The following is a 21,540-nucleotide window of genomic DNA, read 5'->3' as shown; positions in this document are numbered from 1 at the left end:
ACTCCTGTGAGGTTTGCCGAAAGCTTACCCCATCCGTCCGCTGTTCACATCAGTTCCCGCACGTCGGTCAGGTGGCCAGTGATCGCCGCCGCCGCCGCCATCGCCGGCGAGACGAGGTGGGTGCGGCCGTTGCGGCCCTGACGGCCCTCGAAGTTGCGGTTCGAGGTCGAGGCGCAGCGCTCGCCCGGGCTCAGCTGGTCCGGGTTCATCGCGAGACACATCGAGCAGCCGGCAAGGCGCCACTCGAAGCCCGCGTCGATGAAGATCTGCGCGAGGCCTTCCTCTTCCGCCTGCAGCCGCACGAGGCCCGAGCCAGGCACGACCATGGCACGCATACCGTCCTTGACCTTCTTGCCCTTCACGATCTCGGCCGCGGCGCGCAGATCCTCGATCCGGCCGTTGGTGCACGAGCCGATGAAGACGGTGTCGATGGCGATGTCGGTCAGCTTCATGCCGGGCGTCAGCCCCATGTAGTCGAGCGAGCGCTTCGCCGCCTCGACCTTGCCGCCGTGGAAGTCCTCGGGCGAGGGCACCACGCCCGAGATCGGCAGCACGTCCTCGGGCGAGGTGCCCCAGGTCACGACCGGCTCGATCTCTTCGCCCTTCAGCGTGACGACCTTGTCGAACTGCGCGCCCTCATCGGTGAAGAGGGTCTTCCACCAGGTCAGCGCGGCCTCGAACTGCGCGCCCTTCGGCGCGTGCGGACGGCCCTTGATGTATTCGAAGGTGGTCTCGTCGGGGGCGATCAGGCCGGCGCGCGCACCACCTTCGATCGCCATGTTGCACACCGTCATCCGGCCTTCCATCGACAGATCGCGGATCGCCTCGCCGCAATATTCGATGACATGGCCGGTGCCGCCGGCGGTGCCGGTCTTGCCGATCACCGCGAGGGTGATGTCCTTGGCGGTGACGCCCGGACGCAGCTTGCCGGTGATCTCCACCTTCATGTTCTTCGATTTCTTCTGGATCAGCGTCTGCGTCGCCAGGACGTGCTCGACCTCCGAGGTGCCGATGCCATGGGCGAGCGCGCCGAAGGCGCCATGCGTCGCGGTGTGGCTGTCACCACACACCACGGTCATGCCCGGCAGCGTCCAGCCCTGCTCGGGCCCGACGATGTGCACGATGCCCTGACGGATATCGGAGACCGGGTAGTAGTTGATGCCGAAATCCTTGGCGTTCTTGTCGAGCGCCTCGACCTGGATCCGGCTTTCCTCGTTCTTGATCCCCTGCTCGCGGTCGGGGGTGGTCGGAACGTTGTGGTCGGGAACGGCGATGGTCTTCTCCGGCGCGCGCACCTTGCGCCCGGCCAGACGCAGCCCCTCGAAGGCCTGCGGGCTGGTCACCTCGTGCACGAGGTGGCGGTCGATGTAGAGCAGGCAGGTGCCGTCGGCGTCTTCGGAGACGACGTGGGCATCCCAGATCTTGTCATAGAGGGTCTTCGGAGCGGACATGGCTCTCTCTTTCGATGGCTTGTAACGGATCGGGCGGGCCGCCGGGCAAAGGGCGCGGCCGCGGGCGACAGGGACGCAACACGGCGCCCCCGCGCCGACATCAAAGTCGGGCGAGGATGGAGCGGCTTTCGCCGTAGAAGCGCTCTTTCAGCCGGGCGCGGTCATCCATGTCGAAAACGGTGATCATGCCCGGCGATATAGGCGATCCCCTGCTCTCAGGCAAGAAAATCTCGCCCCGCCGCAGCGCAGCAAGGGCCGCAGGGGTTGACAATCGGCACCAAATCGCAGAGCCGGCTCGGATTGCGCGCTCCGATCGGTTGAGATTTCAGGGGCGCGATGCTACGTTTTTGTCATGCCCCGCGCCGGGGCGGAGGCGGCGCGCGAACCTTCGGAGGACAATGTCCTGTCTCATCTCTCACTCGCGTCCGGTGTCTCGGACGCAAAGGCGGCACCCATGAGCACGAAGCTCGCCGGGGCCGACCCCACGAGCGACCAGATCCTGGCGCGCGTGATCTCTTCGCTCGAGGACGACAAGGCCGAGGACATCATCACGATCGACCTGCGCGGCCGGTCGTCGATCGCGGATTACATGGTGATCTGCTCGGGGCGCAGCTCGCGGCAGGTCGGCGCCATCGCCGAGAAGCTGGTCGAGCGGCTGAAGGAAGACTTCGGGCGCAACAGCAAGATCGAGGGCAAGGACCAGGGTGACTGGGTCCTGATCGACACGCAGGACGTCATCGTCCACGTGTTCCGCCCCGAGGTGCGCGAGTTCTATCAGCTCGAGAAGATGTGGATGCCCTCGGGCGCCCACGTCTGATCCGGCGATGAAGGTGACGGTCTGCGCGGTCGGCCGGCTGCGCAAGGGGCCCGAGCTTGACCTGATCTCCGATTATCTCGAACGGTTCTCCAAGGCCGGGCGGTCCTACGGGCTGGGCCCGGCCTCGGTCGTCGAGGTCGAGGACAAGAAGAACCTCGGGATGGAGGCGGAGGCGGCGCTGCTCGAGCGCGCGATCCCGGCCGGCGCGGTGCTCGTCACGCTTGACGAGCGCGGCGATCTGGTCTCCTCGCCCGAATTCGCCGCGAAACTCGCGGGCTGGCGCGATGCCGGGCGCGATCTGGCCTTCGTCATCGGCGGCGCCGACGGCATCGCCCCCGCCCTGCGCGCCAAGGCCGACTGGTCGCTCAGCTTCGGGAAGATGGTCTGGCCGCACATGCTGGTGCGGGTGATGCTGGCCGAACAGCTGTATCGTGCCGGCCAGATCCTCGCCGGCACCCCCTATCACCGCGCCTGAGGGGCGCCCCTCAGGGCGTGTCGGCCAGAATCGTGGCGAGCGTGGTGAAACTTGCGGCGGTATCGTCGGGCTCGTCGCGGGCGATGAAGCCGTCCAGCGCCGGCCAGACCCGGATCGCGGCGTCAATCACCGGGTCGGAGCCTGCGGCATAAAGCCCTGCCTGGATCATCAGCTCGGCCCGGTCATAGGCGCCCAGCAGCCGCCGCGCCCGGGCGATCAGCGCATTCTCGGCCGGGGTCGCGGCATCGGGCAAGGCGCGCGAGACCGAGCGCAGCAGATCCACCGCCGGAAAGCGGCCGCGTTCGGCAACGGTGCGGTCGAGAATGACATGACCGTCGAGCGTGCCGCGCAGGATGTCGGCGACCGGCTCCTCCATGTCCGAGCCCGCAACCAGCACCGAGAACACGGCGGTGATGTCGCCCGCCCCCTCGGGCCCCGGCCCCGAGCGTTCGGCCAGCGCCATGATCTGATGCGCGGTCGAGGGCGGATAGCCGCGCAGGCTGGGCGGTTCGCCAGCAGCCAGCGCCACCTCGCGATGCGCCTCGGCAAAGCGGGTGACGCTGTCGGCGAGGAACAGCACCTGCCGGCCCGCGTCGCGGAAATGCTCGGCCACCGCCATCGCCGCCCAGGCACAGCGGCGGCGCACCAGCGGTGACTGGTCCGAGGTGGCGGCGACGATCACCGAGCGCGCCATCCCCTCGGGGCCGAGCACCTTCTCGACGAATTCGCGCAGCTCGCGCCCGCGCTCGCCCACCAGCGCGATGACGACGACATCGGCCGCCACCCCGCGCGCGAATTTCGCCAGCAGCGAGGATTTGCCCACGCCCGAGCCCGCGAAGAGCCCGATGCGCTGGCCCCGCACCAGCGGCAGCAAGGTGTTGAACACCGCCTGCCCGGTCTCCAGCCGCGCCCCCAGACGACGGCGCTGCGCGGCGGGCGGCGGGTCGGCGCGCAGCGGCCGTTCGGCGGTGCCGCGCAGGATCGGCCGGCCATCGAGCGGGCGGCCGAACGGGTCGATCACCCGGCCGATCCAGCTGTCATCGGGGGCGATGCCGGTCTGACCCAGCACCTCGACCGCATCGCCGATCGCGACGCCTTCGGGCGCGCAATCGGCCAGCAGCGTCACCGCCTCGGGCCTCAGCCCGATCACCTCGGCGCCGAAAAGGCGCCCCGAGCGGCAGCGGATCTGCGCGCGATCGCCCAGCGAGGCCCGCACCGACAACCCGCCCGCGTCGATCGTGCCGCCGCCCACGCCCAGCACCCGCCCCACCGGGCGCAGCGCCGCGATCTGCGAGATTTCCGCACACAGCCGTTCAAGCCCCGCTGACGCCATCCTGCACTCCCGTGTTTCTGAAAGGTTTTCTTAAATGATTCGCCCTTAAGCGAGTGTTGATGGCTCGGAGGAGAAACCCCGATGTTCGAGAAGATCCAGCTGATGCAGATGGCCCAGTCGATGGCCCAGCAGGCCGCGTTCCGGCAAAATGCCGTGGCGCAGAACGTCGCCAATGCCGACACCCCCGGTTATCGCGCCCTCGACGTGCCGAGCTTTGCCGAGACCTATCAGGAAGAACTTGCCACCCCGATGCGGACAACGCGGACAGGCCACCTTGGCGCCTCGAACGGCCTCACCGTGGCGATGGCCCCCGACCCGAAGGCCGAGGCGACCTCGCCCAGCGGCAATTCCGTCTCGCTCGAGGACGAGATGGTGAAATCGGCCGAGGTGCAGCGCTCGCACACTCTGGCGCTCACCGTCTATCGCAGCTCGCTCGACATCCTGCGCACCAGCCTCGGAGGGAAATGACGGTGAACGATTTCAATTCGGCCTTCTCGCTCGCCGCCTCGGGGATGAAGGCGCAGGCGCAGCGGCTGCGGCACGTGTCCGAGAACATCGCGAATGCCGACACCCCCGGCTATCACCGCAAGATCTCGTCCTTCGAACAGGTCGCCGAGATGGGCGAGACGACCGGCGCGGTCGCCCTCGGCCCGGTCGAGCTGGACCGGTCCGAGCTCGAGCAGGTCTATGACCCGTCGAACCCGCTGGCCGACGAGACCGGCTATTACCAGGGCTCGAATGTCGACCTCGTGGTCGAGATCGCCGACGCGCGCGAGGCGCAGCGCAGCTACGAGGCGAACCTGAAGATGTTCGACCAGACGCGACAGATGTCCTCGGCGCTGCTCGACCTGCTGCGCCGCTGATCCGGAAAGGCCCCTCCCCCCCATGGAACTCAATACCTCCGTCGCCGCCCAGGCCTATGCCCGCGCCCGGACCGCCGCAGCCCCGGACACGGGCTCACCCGCGAAAACCACGCTCGGCTCGCTCGCCAACAGCTTCGAGGCGACGCTGCGCTCGGGCGAGGAAACGGCCAAGGCCACGATGCTCGGCAAGGCCGATCCGCATTCGCTGGTGCAGGCCCTGGCCGAGACCCAGCTTGCCGTCGAGACCGCGGTCACCGTGCGCAACAAGGTGGTCGAGGCCTATCAGGAAATCCTGCGGATGCCGGTGTGAGATGAACGACCTCGTCTTCTTCGACACGATGCGCCAGGCGCTGTGGATCGCGGTGATGATCTCGGCGCCGATGCTGACCGTGGCGCTGATCGCCGGCGTCACCATCGGCCTGTTTCAGGCGCTGACCTCGGTGCAGGAGATGACGCTGACCTTCGTGCCGAAGGTGGGGGCGATGCTCGTGGTGTTCTGGGTGTCGATGTCCTTCATGTCGGAAACGCTGGTCGATTTCTTCACCACGCGGATCATTCCGATGATCGCCGGGAGCTGAGCCATGGACAACGCGATCTACGCCACCCTTGCCCGCCAGTCCGGCCTGATGCGCGAGATGCAGAGCGTCGCGAACAACATCGCGAACGTCTCGACCACCGGCTTCCGGCGCGAGGGGGTGATCTTCTCGGAATATGTCGCCGATCTCGGGCTCGAGAGCGAACCGCTCTCGATGGCCTATGCGCATGGCCGCAACGTCGACCTGTCGCAGGGCCCGATCGACCAGACCGGCGGCGCCTTCGACTTCGCGATCGAGGGCGACGGCTTCTTCCAGATCGAGACGCCCGAGGGCAATCAGCTGACCCGCGCCGGCAGCTTCACCCCCTCGGCCGAGGGCGAGCTGGTCACCCCCGACGGCTTTCGCCTGCTCGACGCGGGCGGCGCGCCGATCTTCGTGCCGACCGACCAGGGCCCGGTTGCCCTGGCGCAGGACGGCACCCTGTCGGTCGCCGGCGCGCCGGTGGCGCAGGTGGGGGTATTCCTACCCGCCGACCGCACCGAATTGCGCCATGTCGCCGGCACCCGCTTCTCGGCCCCCTCGGGCGTCGAGCCGACCAAGAAGGCGACCCTGCTTCAGGGCTTCGTCGAGGGATCGAATGTCGATCCCGTGTCCGAAATCTCGCGGATGATCGAGGTTCAGCGCGCCTACGAGCTGGGCCAGAACTTCCTTGACCGCGAGGATGAACGCATCCGCGGCGTCATCTCGACGCTTGGCAAATAGGAGATCTGAATGCGTGCCCTGCAGATAGCCGCCACCGGGATGAGCGCCCAGCAGACGCGGGTCGAGGTGATCTCGAACAACCTCGCGAACATGTCAACGACGGGGTACAACGCCCGCCGCGCCGAATTCGCCGACCTGTTCTACCAGCAGCAGACACGCCCCGGCACGATCAGCTCGACCGATGGCACGGTGATCCCGGCCGGGGTGCAGCTGGGCCTCGGCGTACGCCCGACGGCGGTCAGCGTGAACCTGGCGCAGGGCACGCTCACCCAGACCGGCGGCGATCTCGACCTCGCCATCGACGGCGCCGGCTATCTCGAGGTGACGATGCCCTCGGGTGCCTCGGGCTATACCCGCGACGGCGGTCTGAAACGCTCGCCCGATGGCGAGATCGTCACCTCGGACGGCTATCCGGTGGCCCCCGGGATCACCATCCCCGACGACGCCAGCACGCTTGCGATCAACGCCGCGGGCGAGGTCTATGCCTATTTCAACACCCAGGTGCAGCCGCAGCTTCTGGGCCAGATCACGCTGGCGAATTTCACCAATGACAAGGGGCTCGAGGCGATCGGCTCGAACCTCTTCCTCGAGACCGAGGCCTCGGGCCCGCCGCAGGTCTCCGAACCCGGGCAGAACGGGCTCGGCACGCTGCGACAGGGCTATCTCGAGGAAAGTTCGGTCGATGCGGTGCGCGAGATCACCGAGCTGATCAAGGCGCAGCGCGGCTACGAGCTGAACGCCAAGGTCATCACCGCCGCCGACGAGATGCTCGGCGCCACCACGCAGCTGCGCTGATGCGGACCGCGCTGCCCCTTGTGCTTGCCCTGCTCGCCGCGGCCCCCGCCCCGGCCGAGACGCTGGTCGCGGCGCGCGTGCTGCGCGCGCAGACCGTGCTGACCGCCGCGGACGTGACGGTCGACGGGCAGACGGTGCCGGGCGCTCTGACCGACCCGCGCGACGCGATCGGGCTCGAGACCCGGGTCGCGATCTATCCGGGCCGGCCGATCCTGCTCGCCGATCTCGGCCCGCCCGCGATCATCGAGCGCAACCAGACCGTGCCGCTCGCCTATCACCGCGGCCCGCTCGACATCCGCACCGAGGGCCGCGCCCTCGAACGGGGCGGTGTCGGCGACACGATCCGGGTGATGAACACCGCCTCCAAGGCCATCGTCCTCGCCACCATTGCGGCCGACGGCTCAACCCAGGTCCAGTCGCAATGAAAGGGCTGCCATGCGTCCGCTGATCCTGATCCTCCTCGCCGGATCGCTTATCGCCTGCCAGAGGCTCGAGAACGTCGGCAAGGTGCCCGGCATGACCCCGGTCGAGGATGGCGACGAATTCTTCGCGATGAACAGCGCCGCGATGCCCGACCGGCTGAACCGGCAGACCCCCGCGCAGGAGGCCTCGCTGTGGTCGGGCACCCGCGGCTCGCTGCTCGGCGACCGGCGCGCGATGGGGCGCGGCGACATCCTGACCGTGGTGATCGAGATCGACGACAAGGCCGAGATCTCGAACACCACCGGCCGCAGCCGCTCGGGCTCTGACAAGATGGGCATCCCGAACCTCGGCGGCATCCCGCAGCGCATCGACCGGCACATGCCCGACGGCGCCTCGATGGCGAACGCCTACGAGACGAATTCAAGCTCGTCCTATCAGGGCGACGGCTCGGTCGCGCGCAAGGAAAAGCTGACGCTGCGGGTGGCGGCGACGGTGCTCGACCGGCTGCAAAGCGGGGTGCTGCGGATCCAGGGCAGTCAGGAGGTGCGGGTGAACTACGAGGTGCGCGAGCTGCTGGTCTCGGGCTTCGTCCGGCCCGAGGACATCAGCCGGCAGAACGAGATCACCTATGACAAGATCGCCGGCGCGCGGATCTCCTATGGCGGGCGCGGCCAGATCACCGACGTGCAGCAGCCGCGCTATGGCCAGCAGGTCGCCGACGTGCTGTTGCCGTTCTGAGGCCCGGGAATGCGCAGGCTGCTCCTCCCCATCCTGCTCGCGCTGCTCGGCATCGGCGCCGGCGCCGCGGCCGGCTATTTCCTGCGCCCGGCGCCGCCGGCCGCGGCCGAGGCCGGCACCGAGGCGGCCCCCACAGCACAGGCCGCAGGCACCGAGAGCGCGGAGGGCGGTGCGGCAAGCTCCGAATTCGTCAAGCTGAACAACCAGTTCATCGTGCCCGACGTCGAGGACGGCACGATCGTCTCGCTGGTCGTGCTGTCGCTCAGCCTCGAGGTCGCGACGGGCGGCACCGAGGCGGTCTATGCCGCCGAGCCGAAGCTGCGCGATGCGCTGCTGCAGGTGCTGTTCGACCATGCCAATGCCGGCGGCTTCCGCGGCGATTTCACCTCGGCCGGGCAGATGGAGGACCTGCGCCGGGCGCTGCTCGAGGCCGCGCGCCGCAGTCTCGGGCCAACGGTGAAGGTGGTGCTGATCTCCGACATCGCGCGTCAGGACAATCGCTGAGTTCAGCGGCGCAGCCCCTTGCGCAGCCGCTCGGTGATCTGGTCAAGCACCTGCTGGCGGCCGACGGCCTGCGCCGCCACCGCGCGCTGCGCGGCCTTCTGCGCCTCGGCCTCGGCGAGTGCGGCACGCAGCGCCGCATCCTGACCGTCGACCCAATGGCCGAACTGCTCGGCCGCCTGTGCGGCGGCAACCGAGCCCTGCCCGTCGCGCCGCGCGATCTGCGCCGCCTCGGCCAGCTCGGCGCGCGCCGCACTCAGCCGCGCCGCCTCGGCCGCGCGGGCGGCCAGTTCGGCCAGCTCGATCTCGCGGCGCATCCGCGCGATGCGGTTCAGCCCGGCCAGATCCTTCGCGCGCATCACCGCCTGCCTTTCGCGCGGGCGCGCATCTTCTCGGCGAAGCGGATCGCGGCGGCGACGGCCCGATACTGCTCGGGCCGGATCTCCTCGCCGATATCGATCGTCGCATAAAGCGCGCGCGCCGTGGGCGGGTCGGAATGGATCGGCACCGCCGATTTCTGCGCCACCTCGCGGATCCGCGCGGCAATCTCGTCCACGCCCTTGGCGATGCAGACCGGCGCCCGGCCCGAGCCGCGCTGCCATTGCAGCGCGACGGCATAATGGGTCGGGTTCACCACCACGACATCGGCCTTCGCCACCTCGGAAATCATCTGCCGCGTGGCGATCGCGATCGCCTTCTGCCGGCGCTGCTGACGGATGTGCGGATCGCCCTCGGATTGCTTCATCTCGTCCATCAGCTCCTTCCGCGTCATCCGGTTGCGGCGCAGAAATTCGGCGCGCTGCCACAGGTAATCGATCGCCGCGATCACCGCCGCGATCACCGCCAGAAGCGTCAGGAAATCGAGCAGCATCCGCAGCATCTCGCGCACCGCGATCTGCACGCCCATCTCCTGCGTGGCGATGATCTGCGCCACCTTGCCCGACAGGAACCGCGCCAGGATCACCGCGATCACCACCAGCTTGACGAAGCTTTTCAGGAATTCGAAAAGCCCCGTGCGGCCGAATTTCTGCCGCGCATTGCCCAACGGGTCGATGCGGCTGAGCTTTGGCATGATCTTGTCGGGCGCGACGACAATCGCCCGCTGCGCGAGCAGGGCGAGCAGCACGAGGACCGCCGGCGCCAGAAGCCACAGCATCGCCGGTCCCAGCAGCCGCGCCACCACCCCCGCGGCCACCGCGTTGCCGCCACCGAGCATCTGCCGCGACAGCCCGTCCGCCTGATCGAGCAGCACCATCGCCTGATCGCCAAAGGCGATCAGCGCCCGCCCGCCAAGCGCAAGCGAGGCGAGCAGGATGCCGCCATAGGCCGCGGCGACGGTGATCTCGCTCGAGCGCACGATGTCGCCCTTGCGCCGCGCCTCCTCGAGCTTATGCGGCGTCGGGTCGAATTCGCGTTCGCTGTCGTCTTCCTCGCTCATCGGCTTACCTCGAACGGATCGGCGATGAAGGCGTCGAAGGCGCCGTACCAGAGCATCAGCCCCGAGGGCAGCGCTATGAACAGCAGGATCAACCCGCCGAGCGTCAGCGCCGGCGCGCCGACGAAGGCCACCATCAGCTGCGGCATGGCGCGGTTGATGGCGCCAAGCGCGACGTTGTAGACGAGCGCGCCCAGCACGAAGGGCATGGCGATGGAGAAGGCGAGGGTGAAGGTCTGTGCCACGCCCGACAGCCCCCAGGCCTGCACCAGCGCCCCGTCCGGAAAGCGCCCCGGCGGCAACGCGTCATAGGACAGCACCAAAAGCTGCGCGAGCTTGACCGGCAGGCCAAGATGCACCGCCACCGCCAGCCCCGACAGGATCAGCAGGTTGCCGACCGCGGGTTGCGGCTCGCCATCGGTGCCGCCGAAGAGCTGCGACAGCGAGATCGACTGCGCGATCATCGTGCCCGCGACCTGCAGCGCCAGCACGAAAAGCCGCAGCATCATTCCCAAAAGAAGCCCGATCAGCACCTCGGCGAAGAGCACCGGCGAAAACCCCGCGACGGGCAGACCGGGGCCAAGCGCCGGCAGCACGATCAGGGTGAAGGCGACGGCCAGCGCCAGCCGCACCCGCATCGGCAGCAGCTGCTCGCCGAAGGCCGGCATCAGCGCCATCGCCGCACCGACACGCAGGAAGACGACGAAGGCCGCGGCCAGAAAGCCCTGCGCCTGCGCCATCAGCTGCGCAAGATCGGCCGTCATGTCGGCACCACCCCGACCATCGCCGGGCGCGCGTCGAGGCCGATCTCCTCGAAGCTGAGCACCGGCGTGGTGATCCCCTTCGCGCCCAGCACCGTGCGCAGGAACCGCCGCCGCCGGGTCGAGGTGACAAGCGCCGGGAAGATCCCGGCCTCGCCCGCCCGCGCGATGCGCTCGGCCACATTGGTGGCCAGACGGTTGAACTTGTCGGGCGGCAGGGCCACATCGCCCGCGCCGCGATCGCCCGGCAGCTGATAGGCGGCGAAGGTCTCCTCCCACTCGGGCGCCAGTTGCAGAAGCGGCAGCGTGCCATCCTCGCGCCGCAGCTCGGCCACCAGCTGGAAGCCGAGACGCTGGCGCACATGCTCGCAGATCGCCTCGGGCGATTGCAGCGCGCGCACCTCGGCGATCGCCTCGACGATCAGCAGCAGGTTGCGGATCGAGACCCGCTCCTCGAGCAGCAGCCGCAGCACCGCAAGGAGCAGATCGATCGGCACCTTGTCAGGGATCAGCTCGTCGAGGATGCGCCGGTTCGACTCGGCGCGTGCCGGGTCGGACAGGTTGCCCATCTCCTCGAGCAACCGGCGCAGCGCGCGCAGCGTCATCAGCCGCGAGAAGTTGCGCTTGATGACCTCGAGCAGATGCGTCGCCAGCACCTCGGTCGGCGAGACCACGGTCGAGCCGGACAGCGACGCCTCTTCCTGCTGCGCGCGCGGCAGCCAGCGCGCCGGGGCGCCATAGACCGGCTCGCGCACGTCCTCGCCCTCGGGCAGCAGGTCACGGTTGTCGGCGATCAGCGCCAGCACCCGATCGGGGTGCAGCCGGTCCTTCGCCTGCTCGACCCCCTGGATGCGGATGCGGTAGCAGCCGGGGTCGAGCGTCGGGTCGTCGGTCAGCCGGATCTCGGGCAGGATCAGCCCATAGCTTGCCGCGACATGGTTGCGCATGTTCGTGATCCGCGCATCGAGGCCCGTCGCCGGATCAAGCGCCATCGTCACCAGATCGGGCGCGAATTCGACATGGATGTCATCGACGTCGAGCACATCGCCCATCGAGCGCCGCTTCGGCTCGGCCGGCAGCGGCATCTTCATCGCCTCGCGTCGGGCACGCTTCTGCTCGGCGCGCTGCACCATCCAGGCAGTGCCGCCAAGGATCAATGCCCCGGCCATGAAGGGCAGGAAGGGCAGCCCCGGCACCAGCGCGAAAAGCGCCATCAGCACCGCGACGGTGCCAAGCGCCGGCGGATAGCGCGAGAGCTGGCGGAACAGGTCCATGTCGGCCGAGCCCTTGGCGCCGCCGCGCGACAGCAGGATCGCCGAGGCGATCGAGATGATGACCGCGGGGATCTGGCTGGTCAGCCCGTCGCCCACCGTCAGGATCGCATAGGTTTCCAGCGCATGGCCGATCGGCATGCCATGCACCACGGTGCCGATGATCAGCCCGACGACAAGGTTCAGCAGCGTGATCATCAGCCCCGCCACCGCATCGCCCTTGACGAATTTCGACGCGCCGTCGAGCGAGCCGAAGAAGGTGGTCTCGGCCTGTTCGCGCTCGCGCCGGGCGCGGGCCTCGGCGTGGTCGATGGCGCCGGCATTCATGTCGCTGTCGATCGCAAGCTGCTTGCCCGGCATCGCATCAAGGGCGAAGCGCGCGCCCACTTCGGCCATGCGGCCGGCGCCCTTGGTGATGACGATGAAGTTGACGATCAGGATCACGCCGAAGACCACAAGGCCGATCAGCACCGAGCCGCCCATGATGAAATTGGCAAAGCCCTGGATCACGTGCCCCGCGGCGCCGGTGCCGGTGTGGCCCTGGCCGATGATCAGCTTGGTCGAGGAGACGTTCAGCGACAGCCGCAGCATCAGCGAGGCCAGCAGGATCGTCGGGAAGGCGGAAAAATCAAGCGGCCGCTCGATGAACAGGGTGACGGTGAAGATCAGGATCGCCAGCGCGAAGGAGGTGGCGAGGCCGATGTCGAGCACGAAGGAGGGCACCGGCAGGATCATCATCACGATCACCGCCATCAGCGCCAGGGCAAGCAGGATCGTCGGCTGGAACAGGGTGGTCAGCAGAAGGCGCTGCATTCTCACTCCACCCCGGCGCGGGTCAGAGCGGCGGCGAACAGGCTGGCGCCCGCGGCGGCGCCAAGCGGCGGCGGCGCGGCGTCCTCCTTGCGCTGCAACAGCGGATAGGTGTTCACCCGCGGCGGCCGCTCGGGCCCGTTCATCGCCATCACGATATCCGGGATCTCGGGGATCCCGTCCCCGGGCGCCGAGGAACCGCCGGGCGGCAGCGGCATCCCGTCCTGCGCGGCGAACCGCTGCCGCAGCGTGGCAAAGCGGGCGGCATAGCGATCGGCGAATTCCTTGGTGCGCGAGTGATAGGCGCCCGCTGCCGTGTTCCACGACCCGGATTCGGCATAAAGCTCGGCGAGGAATTTCGCGGCGTAGACCGCGCTCGACATCGGGTCGAACATCTCGTCGATCGACGAGAAATTCTCGTTGTGCCACTTGTAGTTGATCTGGAAGCAGCCGACGTCGAAGCTGCGCGCGCCGCGCTTGAACTCCTGATAGACATAGGCGCGCGCCTCGTCGAGCGTGTCGAACCAGTGCCCGGCGCCCTCCATGTTCACCGTCCAGGGCCAGGGGCCGAAGCCCGCGCCGACCTTGCGCCCGCTTTCATTGAGCGCAATCGCCTTCAGCACCGAGACCGGCACGCCGGTTCGGCGCGAGGCATCCTCGGCCGCGCGTTCGCAACTTGCCGACAGCTCCACAGGCGTCGCGGCGACGGCCGGCAGCGCGGCGCAAAAGGGCAGCACGGCCAGGAGGATGCGCCAGAGGGTCTGCAATGGGATTCTCCCCGCTTCAGCAGTTCTTGCCGAGGCCGAAGCTAGGGGGTGAATCTTTACATCCGGTAAGTGCCGCTCAGCCCGGCCAGGGGCGCAGCCGGCGGATGTAATCGGCGTGCAGATCCTGCGGTGCCACAACGAGCCCGTTCGCCTGCGCATTGGGAGAGTTGAAGGCGATCGCGCGGCCCAGCCGGTCGCTGGCGACGGCGCCGGCACGCTCGGCGATCAGGCTGCCGGCGGCGATGTCCCATTCCCAGGCCGGGCGCAGCGAGATCGTCGCATCGAACCGCCCCTCGGCCACGAGGCACAGCCGCCAGGCCAGCGAGGTGCGCAGGCTGCGCCGATAGTCGGGCACCGGGCCGCGCCACTGCGCGGGATCGTCCGAAAGCTTCGAGGTCAGCACCGTGCTGCCGTCGACCGCGGCCGTGGCGCTCGGCCGGATCGGTTCGCCGTTCAGCAGCGCCGGACCGGTCGCGGTGGCGCTGTAGTGCAGGTTCAGCACCGGCAGGTGCACGACCCCCGCCACCACCCGGCCGCGCTCGACCACCGCCAGCGCATGGGCGAACCCGCCTTCCTCGTTCAGGAAGGCGCGGGTGCCGTCGATCGGATCGACAACGAAGATCCGATCTGCCTGCAGCCGCGCCGGATCGTCGAGGCTTTCCTCGGACAGCCAGCCATACTCGGGCCGCGCCGCGCGCAGCCGCGCCTCGAGCAGATCGTTGACCGCCAGGTCGGCCTCGGACACCGGGCCGGCACCGCCGTCCTTTTCCCAGGCGCTCGGCCGGTGCTTCCAGTAGCGCAGCGCAAGCGCGCCGGCCTCTTCGGCCGCCTCGCTCAGAAGCTGAAGATCCGCGTCGTTCTCAGGCACCGGCAAGCGTCAGCCCCTCGACCAGAAGCGACGGCACGACATGGCTCAGATGCGCCCGCGCGTCGTTCGCCGGGGTGATCCGGCGCAGCATCTCGTGCAGGTTGCCGGCGATGGTGCATTCGTTCACCGGATACAGAATCTCGCCGTTCTCGACCCAGAAGCCCGAGGCGCCGCGTGAATAATCGCCCGTCGTCGGGTTGATCGTCGCGCCGATGAAGGAGGTGACCAGAAGCCCCGTCCCCATCTCGGCGATCAGCCCGTCGCGGCCGAGGTTGCCCTGCGTCAGCGCGACATTGCCGACCGACGGCGACGGCGGCGAGGCCGTCCCGCGCGAGGCGCTCGCAGTGCTTTCAAGACCGAGCTTGCGCGCCGTGGCCAGATCGAGCGTCCAGCCCTGCAGCACGCCATCCGCCACGATCGCGCGCCGCGCCGTGGCCAGCCCCTCGGCATCGAAGGGGCGCGAGCCCGAGATCCGCGGCCGCAGCGGGTCCTCGATCAGGCTGATGCCGGCGGGCAGCACCTGCGTTCCCATCGCGTCGCGCAGCCAGGACGCGCCGCGGGCGATCGCCGTGCCGTTGATCGCGGCCAGAAGGTGACCGATCAGGCTGCCCGAGATGCGTTCGTCGAACAGCACCGGGAAGGCGCCGGTCTTCGGGCGGCGCGGATTTGCCCGCTCGACCGCGCGCTCGCCCGCCTGCCGGCCGACGCTGTCGGCTGCCGGCAGATCCGACTGGAAGGTGCGGCTCTCGGCCGCCCAGTCGCGCTCCATCGACAGCCCCTCGCCCGAGATCGCCACCGCCGAGACCGAGCGCGAGGTCCGGGCATAGCCGCCGGAAAATCCGTTCGTCGCGGCGAAATGCAGCCGCCGCGCGGAATAGGAGGCGGAGGCCGACTGCACCTGCGACACGCCCTCGACGGCCAGCGCCGCAGCCTCGGCCGTGCGGGCGTCGTGCTCAAGATCGGAGGCCGCCGGTTCCGCCGCGGGGTCGGAAAGCTCGAGCGCCGCGATGTCCCAGCCCTGCGCCAGCTGGGCGGGGTCCGCCAGCCCGATATAGGGGTCTTCGGGGGCCAGCCGCGCCATCGTCACCGCGCGTTCCGCCATCTCGGCGATGGTGCGCGCGGAAATATCCGAAGCCGAAACGCAGGCCTGGCGCTGCCCAAGCAGCACGCGCAGCCCGATCTCGACGCCCTCGGCGCGCTCGGCCTGCTCGAGCCGGCCCTCGCGCACATCGATCGACACCGCCCGACCATCGACGGCAATCGCGTCGGCCGCCCCCGCACCCGCCTTTTTCGCCGCGTCGAGAAGGGCTTCGGTCAGATCGCTCAGGCGTGTGTCGGACATGGGGTCTCCGTGACTCAGAAGCCGCCCGGAAATTCCCGGGCGGCCCCGCAATGTGGGTCTCTTACTGGATCTGCTGGCCGTTGGCGAGGATCTTGCCGCCTTCCTTGAACTCGATCTTCGAGGTCATCAGGTCATCGCCCGCCGGAACGGCATAGAGCCCAAGCATCATGCGCGCGAACATCACCTGATCTTGCGGCATCAGCCCCATCTTCACCAGGCTGTCCATCAGCTTGTTCGCGCCCGACAGTTTCAGATCGACCGCGCCAAGCGGCGTCGGCGTGCCCAGCGAATTGTCGAAGGTCACGCCCCCCTGCCCCGACAGATCGGCCCCCGCCAGCGTCAGCTGCAGCCGCTTGACTTCGAGGCTGTTGACCTCGACCGGCGGCATCTGCGCCTGCGCCGCCTCGGGCGAGAACAGATCGATCAGCGGGCGCGCGGTGCCGGTGAGATCGACAACCAGCGTCGCCGGATCATGCAGCAGAAGCCCCTGCGCATCGACCATCTTCCAGACGTCCTCGGAAAGCCCGAGCCCGTCGAGCGCGATCCGCCCGGTGAAGGGCTGCGGGGCATCGCTGCTCTTGAGCGGGAAGGAGGCCTCGAAATCCGCACGATCGAGCGTGGCCGACAGCGGCACCGGCACCTGCGCCGTCTTCGCCTCGATCGTCGCGCCTTCGCCGGTCGCGGTGTATTTCATCCCCTCGGGCGCCAGCGTCATCGTGAAGCTGCCCGATTGCGCCCCGCCCGACAGCCCCGAGGGCCCCTCGGCGGCGGCCGCGTCGACGCTGAAGGTCGTGGCGCCGTAGCTGCCCGAGACATCCATGGCGAGGCCCTTGCCAAGCGCCGCCCCCAGATCCTCGAGATCGGCGCCCTCGGGCATCCTCATGGTGCTCTTCATCTTCAGGTTCACCAGGCTGGCCGCCAGGTTGAAGGTGCCGTTGGTCTCGGGATCGGCGCCCGAGGCGGTCATCTTCATCCCGGCGATGGCGAAGTCCGAGGTCTCGTTCTGGCCGCCGTCCGTGGTGACCTGATAGGCCCCGTCGATGCCCGACATCGACATCCACACCTTCACCGGCACCTCGGTCTGCGCGCCCGCGGTGGTCTGGTCCATGTCGATCACCAGCTCGGGCGCGGTGACGTGATAGGACAGCGCATCGGGCGTGCCCGAGACGATCGTCACCCCGTTCGCCTGGGTGATGCCGATTTCCATCTGCAGCGGCGTCTGGCCCTCGACCGCGCTCGTTGCCTGGGCGCTGATCTTTTCGGAGCCGGTCACCTCGACGGTGCCGTCTCCCATCTCGCGCAGGCGCAGCTCGGGGATCGTCATGGTGAAGTCCGATCCCTCGACATGGTTCGTCAGCCGCACATCGCGCTGCGTCAGCATGTCACCGGCGCGGACGCTGTCGCCCACCGCCACCTGATAGCCATAGGCCGTGTATTGCTTGGTCCAGGCCTGCCAGACCTCGTCGGCCGTCACATCGGCATGAAGCGCCGTCGTCGCCATCAGCGTGAAAATCGCCGCGCTCATCGCCGCGGAACCGACCCGTGCCATTGTGCACCCTTCCAAAAGAACTGTCGCGCGAAGCATCCTTTGGCCCGGGGTGATGGTCAAGAGCCCGCGGCCTTGCTAGGACTCTGCCGAAAGCACGAGCACGCGCGCGAGGGGAGAAGGATGATCCAGGTTGAAACCGCGGACGGGGTCCGCACCGTCACCATCGACCGGCCGGAAAAGGCCAATTCGCTGACCACCGAGATGCTGACGACGATCGCCGTGGCGGCCGAGACGGCGGCCGAGGCCGGGGTGAAGGTCTTCGTTCTGCGCGGCACCGGCAAGGTGTTCTCGGCCGGCGCCGACCTTGACGAGGCGCGGGCAGGTCTGGCCACCAGCCCGGTCTGGGAACGGCTGTCGGGCGCGATCGCGCGCATGCCCTGCCTGACGATCGCGGCACTGAACGGCACGCTGGCGGGCGGCGCGATGGGGATGGTGCTGGCCTGTGACCTGCGCCTTGCGGTGCCGGGTGCCAAATTCTTCTATCCGGTGATGAAGCTCGGCTTCCTGCCGCAACCCTCGGACCCGGGCCGGATGGCGGCGCTGATCGGGCCGGCGCGGGCGAAGATGATCCTGATGGCGGGGCAGAAGATCGAGGCCGAGGAGGCGCTGGCCTGGGGGCTGATCGACCGCATCGTCGCCCCCGAGGCGATGGCCGAGACCGTCACGGCGCTGGCCGCCGATGCCGGGGCCGCGGCGCCCGCGCATATCGCCGGGATCAAGGCGCTGTTCTGAAACGAAGGCGCCCGGGAGTGCCCCGGGCGCCTTCGGCAGCCTTGCAGCTCAGGCGTAGACGGCTTCCTTGCCGAATTGCTTGACCAGCATGTAATAGACCACGGCGCGATACTTGTTGCGTTCCGACCGGCCATAGGTCTCGACCACGGCGTCGATCGCGTCCATCAGCTCGGGCCCGTCGGCAAGGCCCAGTTTCTTCATCAGGAAATTGGTCTTCACCGTCTCGAGCTCGCTCGGGTCGGAAGCGGCGACGGTCTCGGCATCGACATTGTAGATCGCCGGGCCGCAGCCGATCGTGACCTTGGTCAGCAGATCCATGTCCGGCGTCATGCCGCATTTGGACTGCAGGTCCTCCGCGTATTTCGCAATCAGTTCGTCTCTCTTCCCCATCCCGGAATCCTCACCTGAAATGTCGATCTCGCGGCCGTCTTCGGGGCGGCCTCGCGGTCGAAGCCTAGGACAGGGCGCGCCGGGAACAAAGTCATTCTTCCGCGGCAGATCCCCACAGGGGAAAATCCGCCGATCAGGCCCCCTGAAACGCGAAAGCCGCGCCCCCGGGAGGAGGCGCGGCCTGATGTCGCCGGTCGGGCGGCTCAATAGCGGTAGTGATCGGCCTTGTAGGGGCCTTCGACGGTGACGCCGATATATTCGGCCTGATCCGGGCGCAGCTCGGTCAGCTTGACGCCGATCTTCGCCAGATGCAGCCGCGCCACCTTCTCGTCGAGATGCTTGGGCAGGATGTAGACGCCCGGCGCATACTCATCGCCCTTGGTGAAGAGCTCGATCTGAGCCAGCACCTGGTTGGTGAAGGAGGCCGACATCACGAAGCTCGGGTGACCGGTGGCGTTGCCGAGGTTGAGCAGACGCCCTTCGGAGAGCAGGATGATCCGGTTGCCCGAGGGCATCTCGATCATGTCCACCTGATCCTTGATGTTCGTCCACTTGTGGTTGCGCAGGCTGGCGACCTGGATCTCGTTGTCGAAATGGCCGATGTTGCCGACGATCGCCATGTCCTTCATCACCCGCATGTGCTCGATGCGGATCACGTCCTTGTTGCCGGTGGTGGTGACGAAGATGTCGGCCTTCGGCGCCTCATCCTCGAGCAGGACCACCTCGAAGCCGTCCATCGCCGCCTGCAGCGCGCAGATCGGGTCGACCTCGGTCACCTTCACGCGCGCACCCGCACCCTGCAGCGAGGCGGCGCAGCCCTTGCCCACGTCGCCATAGCCGCAGACGACGGCGACCTTGCCCGCCATCATCACGTCGGTGGCGCGGCGGATGCCGTCCACGAGCGATTCCTTGCAGCCATACTTGTTGTCGAACTTCGACTTGGTGACGCTGTCGTTCACGTTGATCGCCGGGAAGGGCAGCAGGCCCTTCTTGTGCAGGTCATACAGGCGATGCACGCCGGTGGTGGTTTCCTCGGACACGCCCTTGATCGCGGCGCGCTGCTGGGTGAACCAGCCGGGGGTTTCCGCCATCCGCTTCTTGATCTGGTTGAACAGGCAGACCTCTTCATCCGAGGTCGGCACCGCGATCAGGTCGGTCTCGCCCGCCTCGACCCGCGCGCCGAGCAGGATGTAGAGCGTCGCGTCACCGCCATCGTCGAGGATCATGTTCGCCGTGCCCTCGGCAAAGCGGAAGATCTGGTCGGTATAGGCCCAGTATTCCTCGAGGCTCTCGCCCTTGATCGCGAAGACCGGGGTGCCGGTCGCGGCGATCGCGGCGGCGGCGTGGTCCTGGGTCGAGAAGATGTTGCACGAGGCCCAACGGACATCGGCGCCCAGCACCTTCAGCGTCTCGATCAGCACCGCGGTCTGCACCGTCATGTGCAGCGACCCGGCGATGCGCGCGCCCTTGAGCGGCTTGGTCTTCCCGAACTCCTCGCGGCAGGCCATCAGGCCCGGCATCTCGGTTTCGGCGATATCGAGCTCCTTGCGGCCGAAGTCGGCCAGAGCGATGTCCTTGACGATGTAATCGGCCATGAGAGGCTCCCAAATGTCGGAATTGGGGCGCTGTCTATCATTTCGGGGCCGGCGCGGCAATCAGGGGGGCGGCCGCGCTCAGGCGGGCAGCAGCCCCTCGGATTTCAGCAGCGCAACGGGGTTGTCACCTTTCTCCCAGCCGACGCCCGAGGAGATCACGCAGGCCACCCCATCGGCACGGGTATAGACCGCCGTCCAGGTGCCCATGATGTCCGACGCCCAGAGCTCGACCGAGCGGTTCTGCTCGAGCGGCGTGATCACCCGCTGCTTCTCGGCGAAGTCATGGTCGAGCGTGTCGAGCAGCGCGCGGCGGTGATCGCAATAGGGCACATCGGGCGACTGCGCCGCGCCGATCTCGGAGATCGAGTCGAACACCGACAGATCGCCCCAGCTGAGATCGGGGCCGACGTCATCCATCGGCCGATCGGCGCCGGCCGGCACCTGCGGGAAGACCGAGGTGCGGGCAAGCGGTGCGGCCTCGCGCGGGCCGACCATCGAGACGGCCATGCTGACCGAGCCCGCAAGGGCGATCGCCATCACAGCGGCCGCGGCGGAAAGCTTCTTCGGATCGGGCGTCATGCGTATCCTCTCCTGTCATCCGTTCAAGGGGGGAACGCGGGCCGTGCCGATCCGGTTCCGCGCCGTTTACAGCCCGGCACGCTTTCGCTAGCACGGGCAGGACCACAGGGAGGGCGGCATGAAACGGGCATGGCAGCGGATGCTCTCGGGGCGCAGGCTCGACCTGCTCGACCCGACACCGGTCGATATCGAGATCGAGGACATCGCCCACGGCCTTGCCTTCGTGGCGCGCTGGAACGGCCAGACCAGGGGAGATTTCCCCTATTCGGTGGCGGAACATTCACTGCTGGTCGAGCAGATCTTCGACCGGCAGAACCCGGGCGTCGGCGCGCGCTGGCAACTCGCCGCGCTGCTGCACGATGCGCCCGAATACGTTCTGGGCGACATGATCAGCCCGGTGAAGGCAGCGATCGGCGAGGGCTATGGTGAACTCGATGCGCGGCTGAGCGCGGCGGTGCACCTGCGCTTTGGCCTGCCCGCGGTGCTGCCCGGCCCGATCAAGACGGCGATCAAGAAGGCGGACATCCTGTCGGCGCGGCTCGAGGCCGAGGCGATCGCGGGATTTTCACGAGAAGAGGCGGACCGGATCTTCGGGCGCCCCGATGCGGGGCTGATGCGGGGGCTCGCGATCCGGCTGCGCCCCCCGGCCGAGGTGCGCGCGGACTATACCGCGCGCCACATGGCCTTGCTGAGCGCGCTCAGCGATTGAACTTGTATTCACCCTTGCCCGCGGCACGCGGCGCATAG

The 21,540-nt window shown here is 68.4% G+C and carries 26 protein-coding genes; 13 read left to right on the top strand and 13 right to left on the bottom strand.

Features of this window, described 5'->3' with window-relative positions:
* Positions 1–44 precede the first annotated feature (44 nt).
* On the bottom strand, positions 45–1,451 hold the full coding sequence (gene leuC, locus AC0QTQ_RS01315; RefSeq protein ID WP_480257931.1) for a 3-isopropylmalate dehydratase large subunit: 1,407 nt from the start codon (positions 1,449–1,451) through the stop codon (positions 45–47).
* A gap of 454 nt (positions 1,452–1,905) precedes the next feature.
* Here leuC and rsfS point away from each other — a divergent pair, with 454 nt between their 5' ends.
* Positions 1,906–2,268, top strand: a complete 363-nt coding sequence (gene rsfS, locus AC0QTQ_RS01310) for a ribosome silencing factor (RefSeq protein WP_121530766.1) — start codon at positions 1,906–1,908, stop codon at positions 2,266–2,268.
* A gap of 7 nt (positions 2,269–2,275) precedes the next feature.
* Positions 2,276–2,743: a 23S rRNA (pseudouridine(1915)-N(3))-methyltransferase RlmH gene (gene rlmH, locus AC0QTQ_RS01305; protein WP_480257930.1), complete on the top strand. Its 468-nt coding sequence runs from the start codon at positions 2,276–2,278 to the stop codon at positions 2,741–2,743.
* Positions 2,744–2,753: 10 nt separating this feature from the next.
* Here the strand turns inward: rlmH and AC0QTQ_RS01300 are convergent, their stop codons facing one another.
* Positions 2,754–4,076: a FliI/YscN family ATPase gene (locus AC0QTQ_RS01300; RefSeq protein ID WP_480257929.1), complete on the bottom strand. Its 1,323-nt coding sequence runs from the start codon at positions 4,074–4,076 to the stop codon at positions 2,754–2,756.
* 81 nt (positions 4,077–4,157) lie between these two features.
* Between AC0QTQ_RS01300 and AC0QTQ_RS01295 the strand changes: the two genes are divergently transcribed.
* The 9 genes from AC0QTQ_RS01295 to AC0QTQ_RS01255 are packed head-to-tail and all read left to right on the top strand — an operon-like array spanning position 4,158 to position 8,697.
* Positions 4,158–4,544: a FlgB family protein gene (locus AC0QTQ_RS01295; protein ID WP_480257928.1), complete on the top strand. Its 387-nt coding sequence runs from the start codon at positions 4,158–4,160 to the stop codon at positions 4,542–4,544.
* A gap of 2 nt (positions 4,545–4,546) precedes the next feature.
* The gene (gene flgC, locus AC0QTQ_RS01290) at positions 4,547–4,939 is read left to right on the top strand and encodes a flagellar basal body rod protein FlgC (RefSeq protein ID WP_480257927.1); all 393 of its coding nucleotides are present in this window, start codon (positions 4,547–4,549) and stop codon (positions 4,937–4,939) included.
* A gap of 22 nt (positions 4,940–4,961) precedes the next feature.
* Complete coding sequence (gene fliE, locus AC0QTQ_RS01285; RefSeq protein WP_121530778.1) at positions 4,962–5,249, top strand: flagellar hook-basal body complex protein FliE; 288 nt, start codon at positions 4,962–4,964, stop codon at positions 5,247–5,249.
* Position 5,250: 1 nt separating this feature from the next.
* Positions 5,251–5,517 carry a flagellar biosynthetic protein FliQ gene (locus AC0QTQ_RS01280; RefSeq protein ID WP_121530780.1) on the top strand — a complete coding sequence of 89 codons (267 nt, stop codon included), beginning with the start codon at positions 5,251–5,253 and terminating at the stop codon, positions 5,515–5,517.
* Between the two features lie 3 nt (positions 5,518–5,520).
* Positions 5,521–6,237 carry a flagellar hook-basal body complex protein gene (locus AC0QTQ_RS01275; RefSeq protein ID WP_480257926.1) on the top strand — a complete coding sequence of 239 codons (717 nt, stop codon included), beginning with the start codon at positions 5,521–5,523 and terminating at the stop codon, positions 6,235–6,237.
* A gap of 9 nt (positions 6,238–6,246) precedes the next feature.
* Complete coding sequence (gene flgG / locus AC0QTQ_RS01270) at positions 6,247–7,032, top strand: flagellar basal-body rod protein FlgG (RefSeq protein ID WP_121530784.1); 786 nt, start codon at positions 6,247–6,249, stop codon at positions 7,030–7,032.
* A complete protein-coding gene (gene flgA / locus AC0QTQ_RS01265; RefSeq protein ID WP_121530786.1) occupies positions 7,032–7,457 on the top strand; it encodes a flagellar basal body P-ring formation chaperone FlgA in 426 nt (141 codons plus the stop codon). The genes flgG and flgA overlap by 1 nt, the downstream gene beginning before the upstream one ends.
* Positions 7,458–7,467: 10 nt before the next feature.
* A complete protein-coding gene (flgH, locus tag AC0QTQ_RS01260) occupies positions 7,468–8,193 on the top strand; it encodes a flagellar basal body L-ring protein FlgH (protein ID WP_121530788.1) in 726 nt (241 codons plus the stop codon).
* 9 nt (positions 8,194–8,202) lie between these two features.
* On the top strand, positions 8,203–8,697 hold the full coding sequence (locus AC0QTQ_RS01255) for a flagellar basal body-associated FliL family protein (RefSeq protein WP_480257925.1): 495 nt from the start codon (positions 8,203–8,205) through the stop codon (positions 8,695–8,697).
* Between the two features lie 2 nt (positions 8,698–8,699).
* Here the strand turns inward: AC0QTQ_RS01255 and AC0QTQ_RS01250 are convergent, their stop codons facing one another.
* The 8 genes from AC0QTQ_RS01250 to AC0QTQ_RS01215 all read right to left on the bottom strand — a co-directional run bounded on the left by AC0QTQ_RS01250 (position 8,700) and on the right by AC0QTQ_RS01215 (position 17,497).
* A complete protein-coding gene (locus AC0QTQ_RS01250) occupies positions 8,700–9,053 on the bottom strand; it encodes a hypothetical protein (RefSeq protein ID WP_480257924.1) in 354 nt (117 codons plus the stop codon).
* Entirely contained in the window at positions 9,053–10,132 is a 1,080-nt protein-coding gene (locus AC0QTQ_RS01245) for an EscU/YscU/HrcU family type III secretion system export apparatus switch protein (RefSeq protein ID WP_480257923.1), read from the bottom strand. The genes AC0QTQ_RS01250 and AC0QTQ_RS01245 overlap by 1 nt, the downstream gene beginning before the upstream one ends.
* The gene (locus tag AC0QTQ_RS01240; RefSeq protein ID WP_480257922.1) at positions 10,129–10,893 is read right to left on the bottom strand and encodes a flagellar biosynthetic protein FliR; all 765 of its coding nucleotides are present in this window, start codon (positions 10,891–10,893) and stop codon (positions 10,129–10,131) included. The genes AC0QTQ_RS01245 and AC0QTQ_RS01240 overlap by 4 nt, the downstream gene beginning before the upstream one ends.
* Complete coding sequence (gene flhA, locus AC0QTQ_RS01235; protein WP_480257921.1) at positions 10,890–12,974, bottom strand: flagellar biosynthesis protein FlhA; 2,085 nt, start codon at positions 12,972–12,974, stop codon at positions 10,890–10,892. The genes AC0QTQ_RS01240 and flhA overlap by 4 nt, the downstream gene beginning before the upstream one ends.
* A 2-nt stretch (positions 12,975–12,976) precedes the next feature.
* Complete coding sequence (locus AC0QTQ_RS01230; RefSeq protein ID WP_245965178.1) at positions 12,977–13,738, bottom strand: transglycosylase SLT domain-containing protein; 762 nt, start codon at positions 13,736–13,738, stop codon at positions 12,977–12,979.
* Positions 13,739–13,814: 76 nt separating this feature from the next.
* A complete protein-coding gene (locus AC0QTQ_RS01225; RefSeq protein WP_480257920.1) occupies positions 13,815–14,606 on the bottom strand; it encodes a 3'(2'),5'-bisphosphate nucleotidase CysQ in 792 nt (263 codons plus the stop codon).
* Positions 14,599–15,948, bottom strand: a complete 1,350-nt coding sequence (locus AC0QTQ_RS01220; protein ID WP_480257919.1) for a TldD/PmbA family protein — start codon at positions 15,946–15,948, stop codon at positions 14,599–14,601. The genes AC0QTQ_RS01225 and AC0QTQ_RS01220 overlap by 8 nt, the downstream gene beginning before the upstream one ends.
* A 61-nt stretch (positions 15,949–16,009) precedes the next feature.
* A complete protein-coding gene (locus AC0QTQ_RS01215) occupies positions 16,010–17,497 on the bottom strand; it encodes a DUF2125 domain-containing protein (RefSeq protein WP_480257918.1) in 1,488 nt (495 codons plus the stop codon).
* 120 nt (positions 17,498–17,617) lie between these two features.
* Between AC0QTQ_RS01215 and AC0QTQ_RS01210 the strand changes: the two genes are divergently transcribed.
* Positions 17,618–18,229, top strand: coding sequence for an enoyl-CoA hydratase/isomerase family protein (locus tag AC0QTQ_RS01210; RefSeq protein ID WP_121530805.1), 612 nt, complete (start codon positions 17,618–17,620; stop codon positions 18,227–18,229).
* A 48-nt stretch (positions 18,230–18,277) separates the two neighbouring features.
* Here AC0QTQ_RS01210 and AC0QTQ_RS01205 read toward each other — a convergent pair whose 3' ends face one another.
* From AC0QTQ_RS01205 to AC0QTQ_RS01195, 3 genes are all read right to left on the bottom strand, one after another.
* A complete protein-coding gene (locus tag AC0QTQ_RS01205) occupies positions 18,278–18,619 on the bottom strand; it encodes a DUF2853 family protein (RefSeq protein WP_480257917.1) in 342 nt (113 codons plus the stop codon).
* Between the two features lie 203 nt (positions 18,620–18,822).
* Positions 18,823–20,214: an adenosylhomocysteinase gene (gene ahcY / locus AC0QTQ_RS01200; RefSeq protein ID WP_480257916.1), complete on the bottom strand. Its 1,392-nt coding sequence runs from the start codon at positions 20,212–20,214 to the stop codon at positions 18,823–18,825.
* Positions 20,215–20,292: 78 nt separating this feature from the next.
* Entirely contained in the window at positions 20,293–20,793 is a 501-nt protein-coding gene (locus tag AC0QTQ_RS01195) for a hypothetical protein (RefSeq protein ID WP_480257915.1), read from the bottom strand.
* 118 nt (positions 20,794–20,911) lie between these two features.
* Here AC0QTQ_RS01195 and AC0QTQ_RS01190 point away from each other — a divergent pair, with 118 nt between their 5' ends.
* The gene (locus AC0QTQ_RS01190) at positions 20,912–21,502 is read left to right on the top strand and encodes an HD domain-containing protein (protein WP_121530813.1); all 591 of its coding nucleotides are present in this window, start codon (positions 20,912–20,914) and stop codon (positions 21,500–21,502) included.
* Positions 21,503–21,540 lie beyond the last annotated feature (38 nt).

This window comes from Paenirhodobacter sp. YD-8 (assembly GCF_056590935.1).
The sequence above is the reverse complement of the archived record's forward strand: the minus strand, read 5'-3'. Positions and strand labels throughout refer to the sequence as shown.

Excerpts from the sequence above, each read along its gene's own strand:
- AC0QTQ_RS01250 (WP_480257924.1), bottom strand. The coding sequence starts at position 9,053 with ATGCGCGCGAAGGATCTGGCCGGGCTGAACCGCATCGCGCGGATGCGC.
- AC0QTQ_RS01300 (WP_480257929.1), bottom strand. The coding sequence starts at position 4,076 with ATGGCGTCAGCGGGGCTTGAACGGCTGTGTGCGGAAATCTCGCAGATC.
- rlmH (WP_480257930.1), top strand. The coding sequence starts at position 2,276 with ATGAAGGTGACGGTCTGCGCGGTCGGCCGGCTGCGCAAGGGGCCCGAG.
- flgA (WP_121530786.1), top strand. The coding sequence starts at position 7,032 with ATGCGGACCGCGCTGCCCCTTGTGCTTGCCCTGCTCGCCGCGGCCCCC.
- leuC (WP_480257931.1), bottom strand. The coding sequence starts at position 1,451 with ATGTCCGCTCCGAAGACCCTCTATGACAAGATCTGGGATGCCCACGTC.
- AC0QTQ_RS01220 (WP_480257919.1), bottom strand. The coding sequence starts at position 15,948 with ATGTCCGACACACGCCTGAGCGATCTGACCGAAGCCCTTCTCGACGCG.
- AC0QTQ_RS01210 (WP_121530805.1), top strand. The coding sequence starts at position 17,618 with ATGATCCAGGTTGAAACCGCGGACGGGGTCCGCACCGTCACCATCGAC.
- flgH (WP_121530788.1), top strand. The coding sequence starts at position 7,468 with ATGCGTCCGCTGATCCTGATCCTCCTCGCCGGATCGCTTATCGCCTGC.
- AC0QTQ_RS01195 (WP_480257915.1), bottom strand. The coding sequence starts at position 20,793 with ATGACGCCCGATCCGAAGAAGCTTTCCGCCGCGGCCGCTGTGATGGCG.
- AC0QTQ_RS01190 (WP_121530813.1), top strand. The coding sequence starts at position 20,912 with ATGAAACGGGCATGGCAGCGGATGCTCTCGGGGCGCAGGCTCGACCTG.
- AC0QTQ_RS01255 (WP_480257925.1), top strand. The coding sequence starts at position 8,203 with ATGCGCAGGCTGCTCCTCCCCATCCTGCTCGCGCTGCTCGGCATCGGC.
- ahcY (WP_480257916.1), bottom strand. The coding sequence starts at position 20,214 with ATGGCCGATTACATCGTCAAGGACATCGCTCTGGCCGACTTCGGCCGC.
- AC0QTQ_RS01245 (WP_480257923.1), bottom strand. The coding sequence starts at position 10,132 with ATGAGCGAGGAAGACGACAGCGAACGCGAATTCGACCCGACGCCGCAT.
- AC0QTQ_RS01240 (WP_480257922.1), bottom strand. The coding sequence starts at position 10,893 with ATGACGGCCGATCTTGCGCAGCTGATGGCGCAGGCGCAGGGCTTTCTG.
- fliE (WP_121530778.1), top strand. The coding sequence starts at position 4,962 with ATGGAACTCAATACCTCCGTCGCCGCCCAGGCCTATGCCCGCGCCCGG.
- flhA (WP_480257921.1), bottom strand. The coding sequence starts at position 12,974 with ATGCAGCGCCTTCTGCTGACCACCCTGTTCCAGCCGACGATCCTGCTT.
- AC0QTQ_RS01205 (WP_480257917.1), bottom strand. The coding sequence starts at position 18,619 with ATGGGGAAGAGAGACGAACTGATTGCGAAATACGCGGAGGACCTGCAG.
- AC0QTQ_RS01295 (WP_480257928.1), top strand. The coding sequence starts at position 4,158 with ATGTTCGAGAAGATCCAGCTGATGCAGATGGCCCAGTCGATGGCCCAG.
- flgG (WP_121530784.1), top strand. The coding sequence starts at position 6,247 with ATGCGTGCCCTGCAGATAGCCGCCACCGGGATGAGCGCCCAGCAGACG.
- AC0QTQ_RS01275 (WP_480257926.1), top strand. The coding sequence starts at position 5,521 with ATGGACAACGCGATCTACGCCACCCTTGCCCGCCAGTCCGGCCTGATG.
- AC0QTQ_RS01280 (WP_121530780.1), top strand. The coding sequence starts at position 5,251 with ATGAACGACCTCGTCTTCTTCGACACGATGCGCCAGGCGCTGTGGATC.
- AC0QTQ_RS01215 (WP_480257918.1), bottom strand. The coding sequence starts at position 17,497 with ATGGCACGGGTCGGTTCCGCGGCGATGAGCGCGGCGATTTTCACGCTG.
- rsfS (WP_121530766.1), top strand. The coding sequence starts at position 1,906 with ATGAGCACGAAGCTCGCCGGGGCCGACCCCACGAGCGACCAGATCCTG.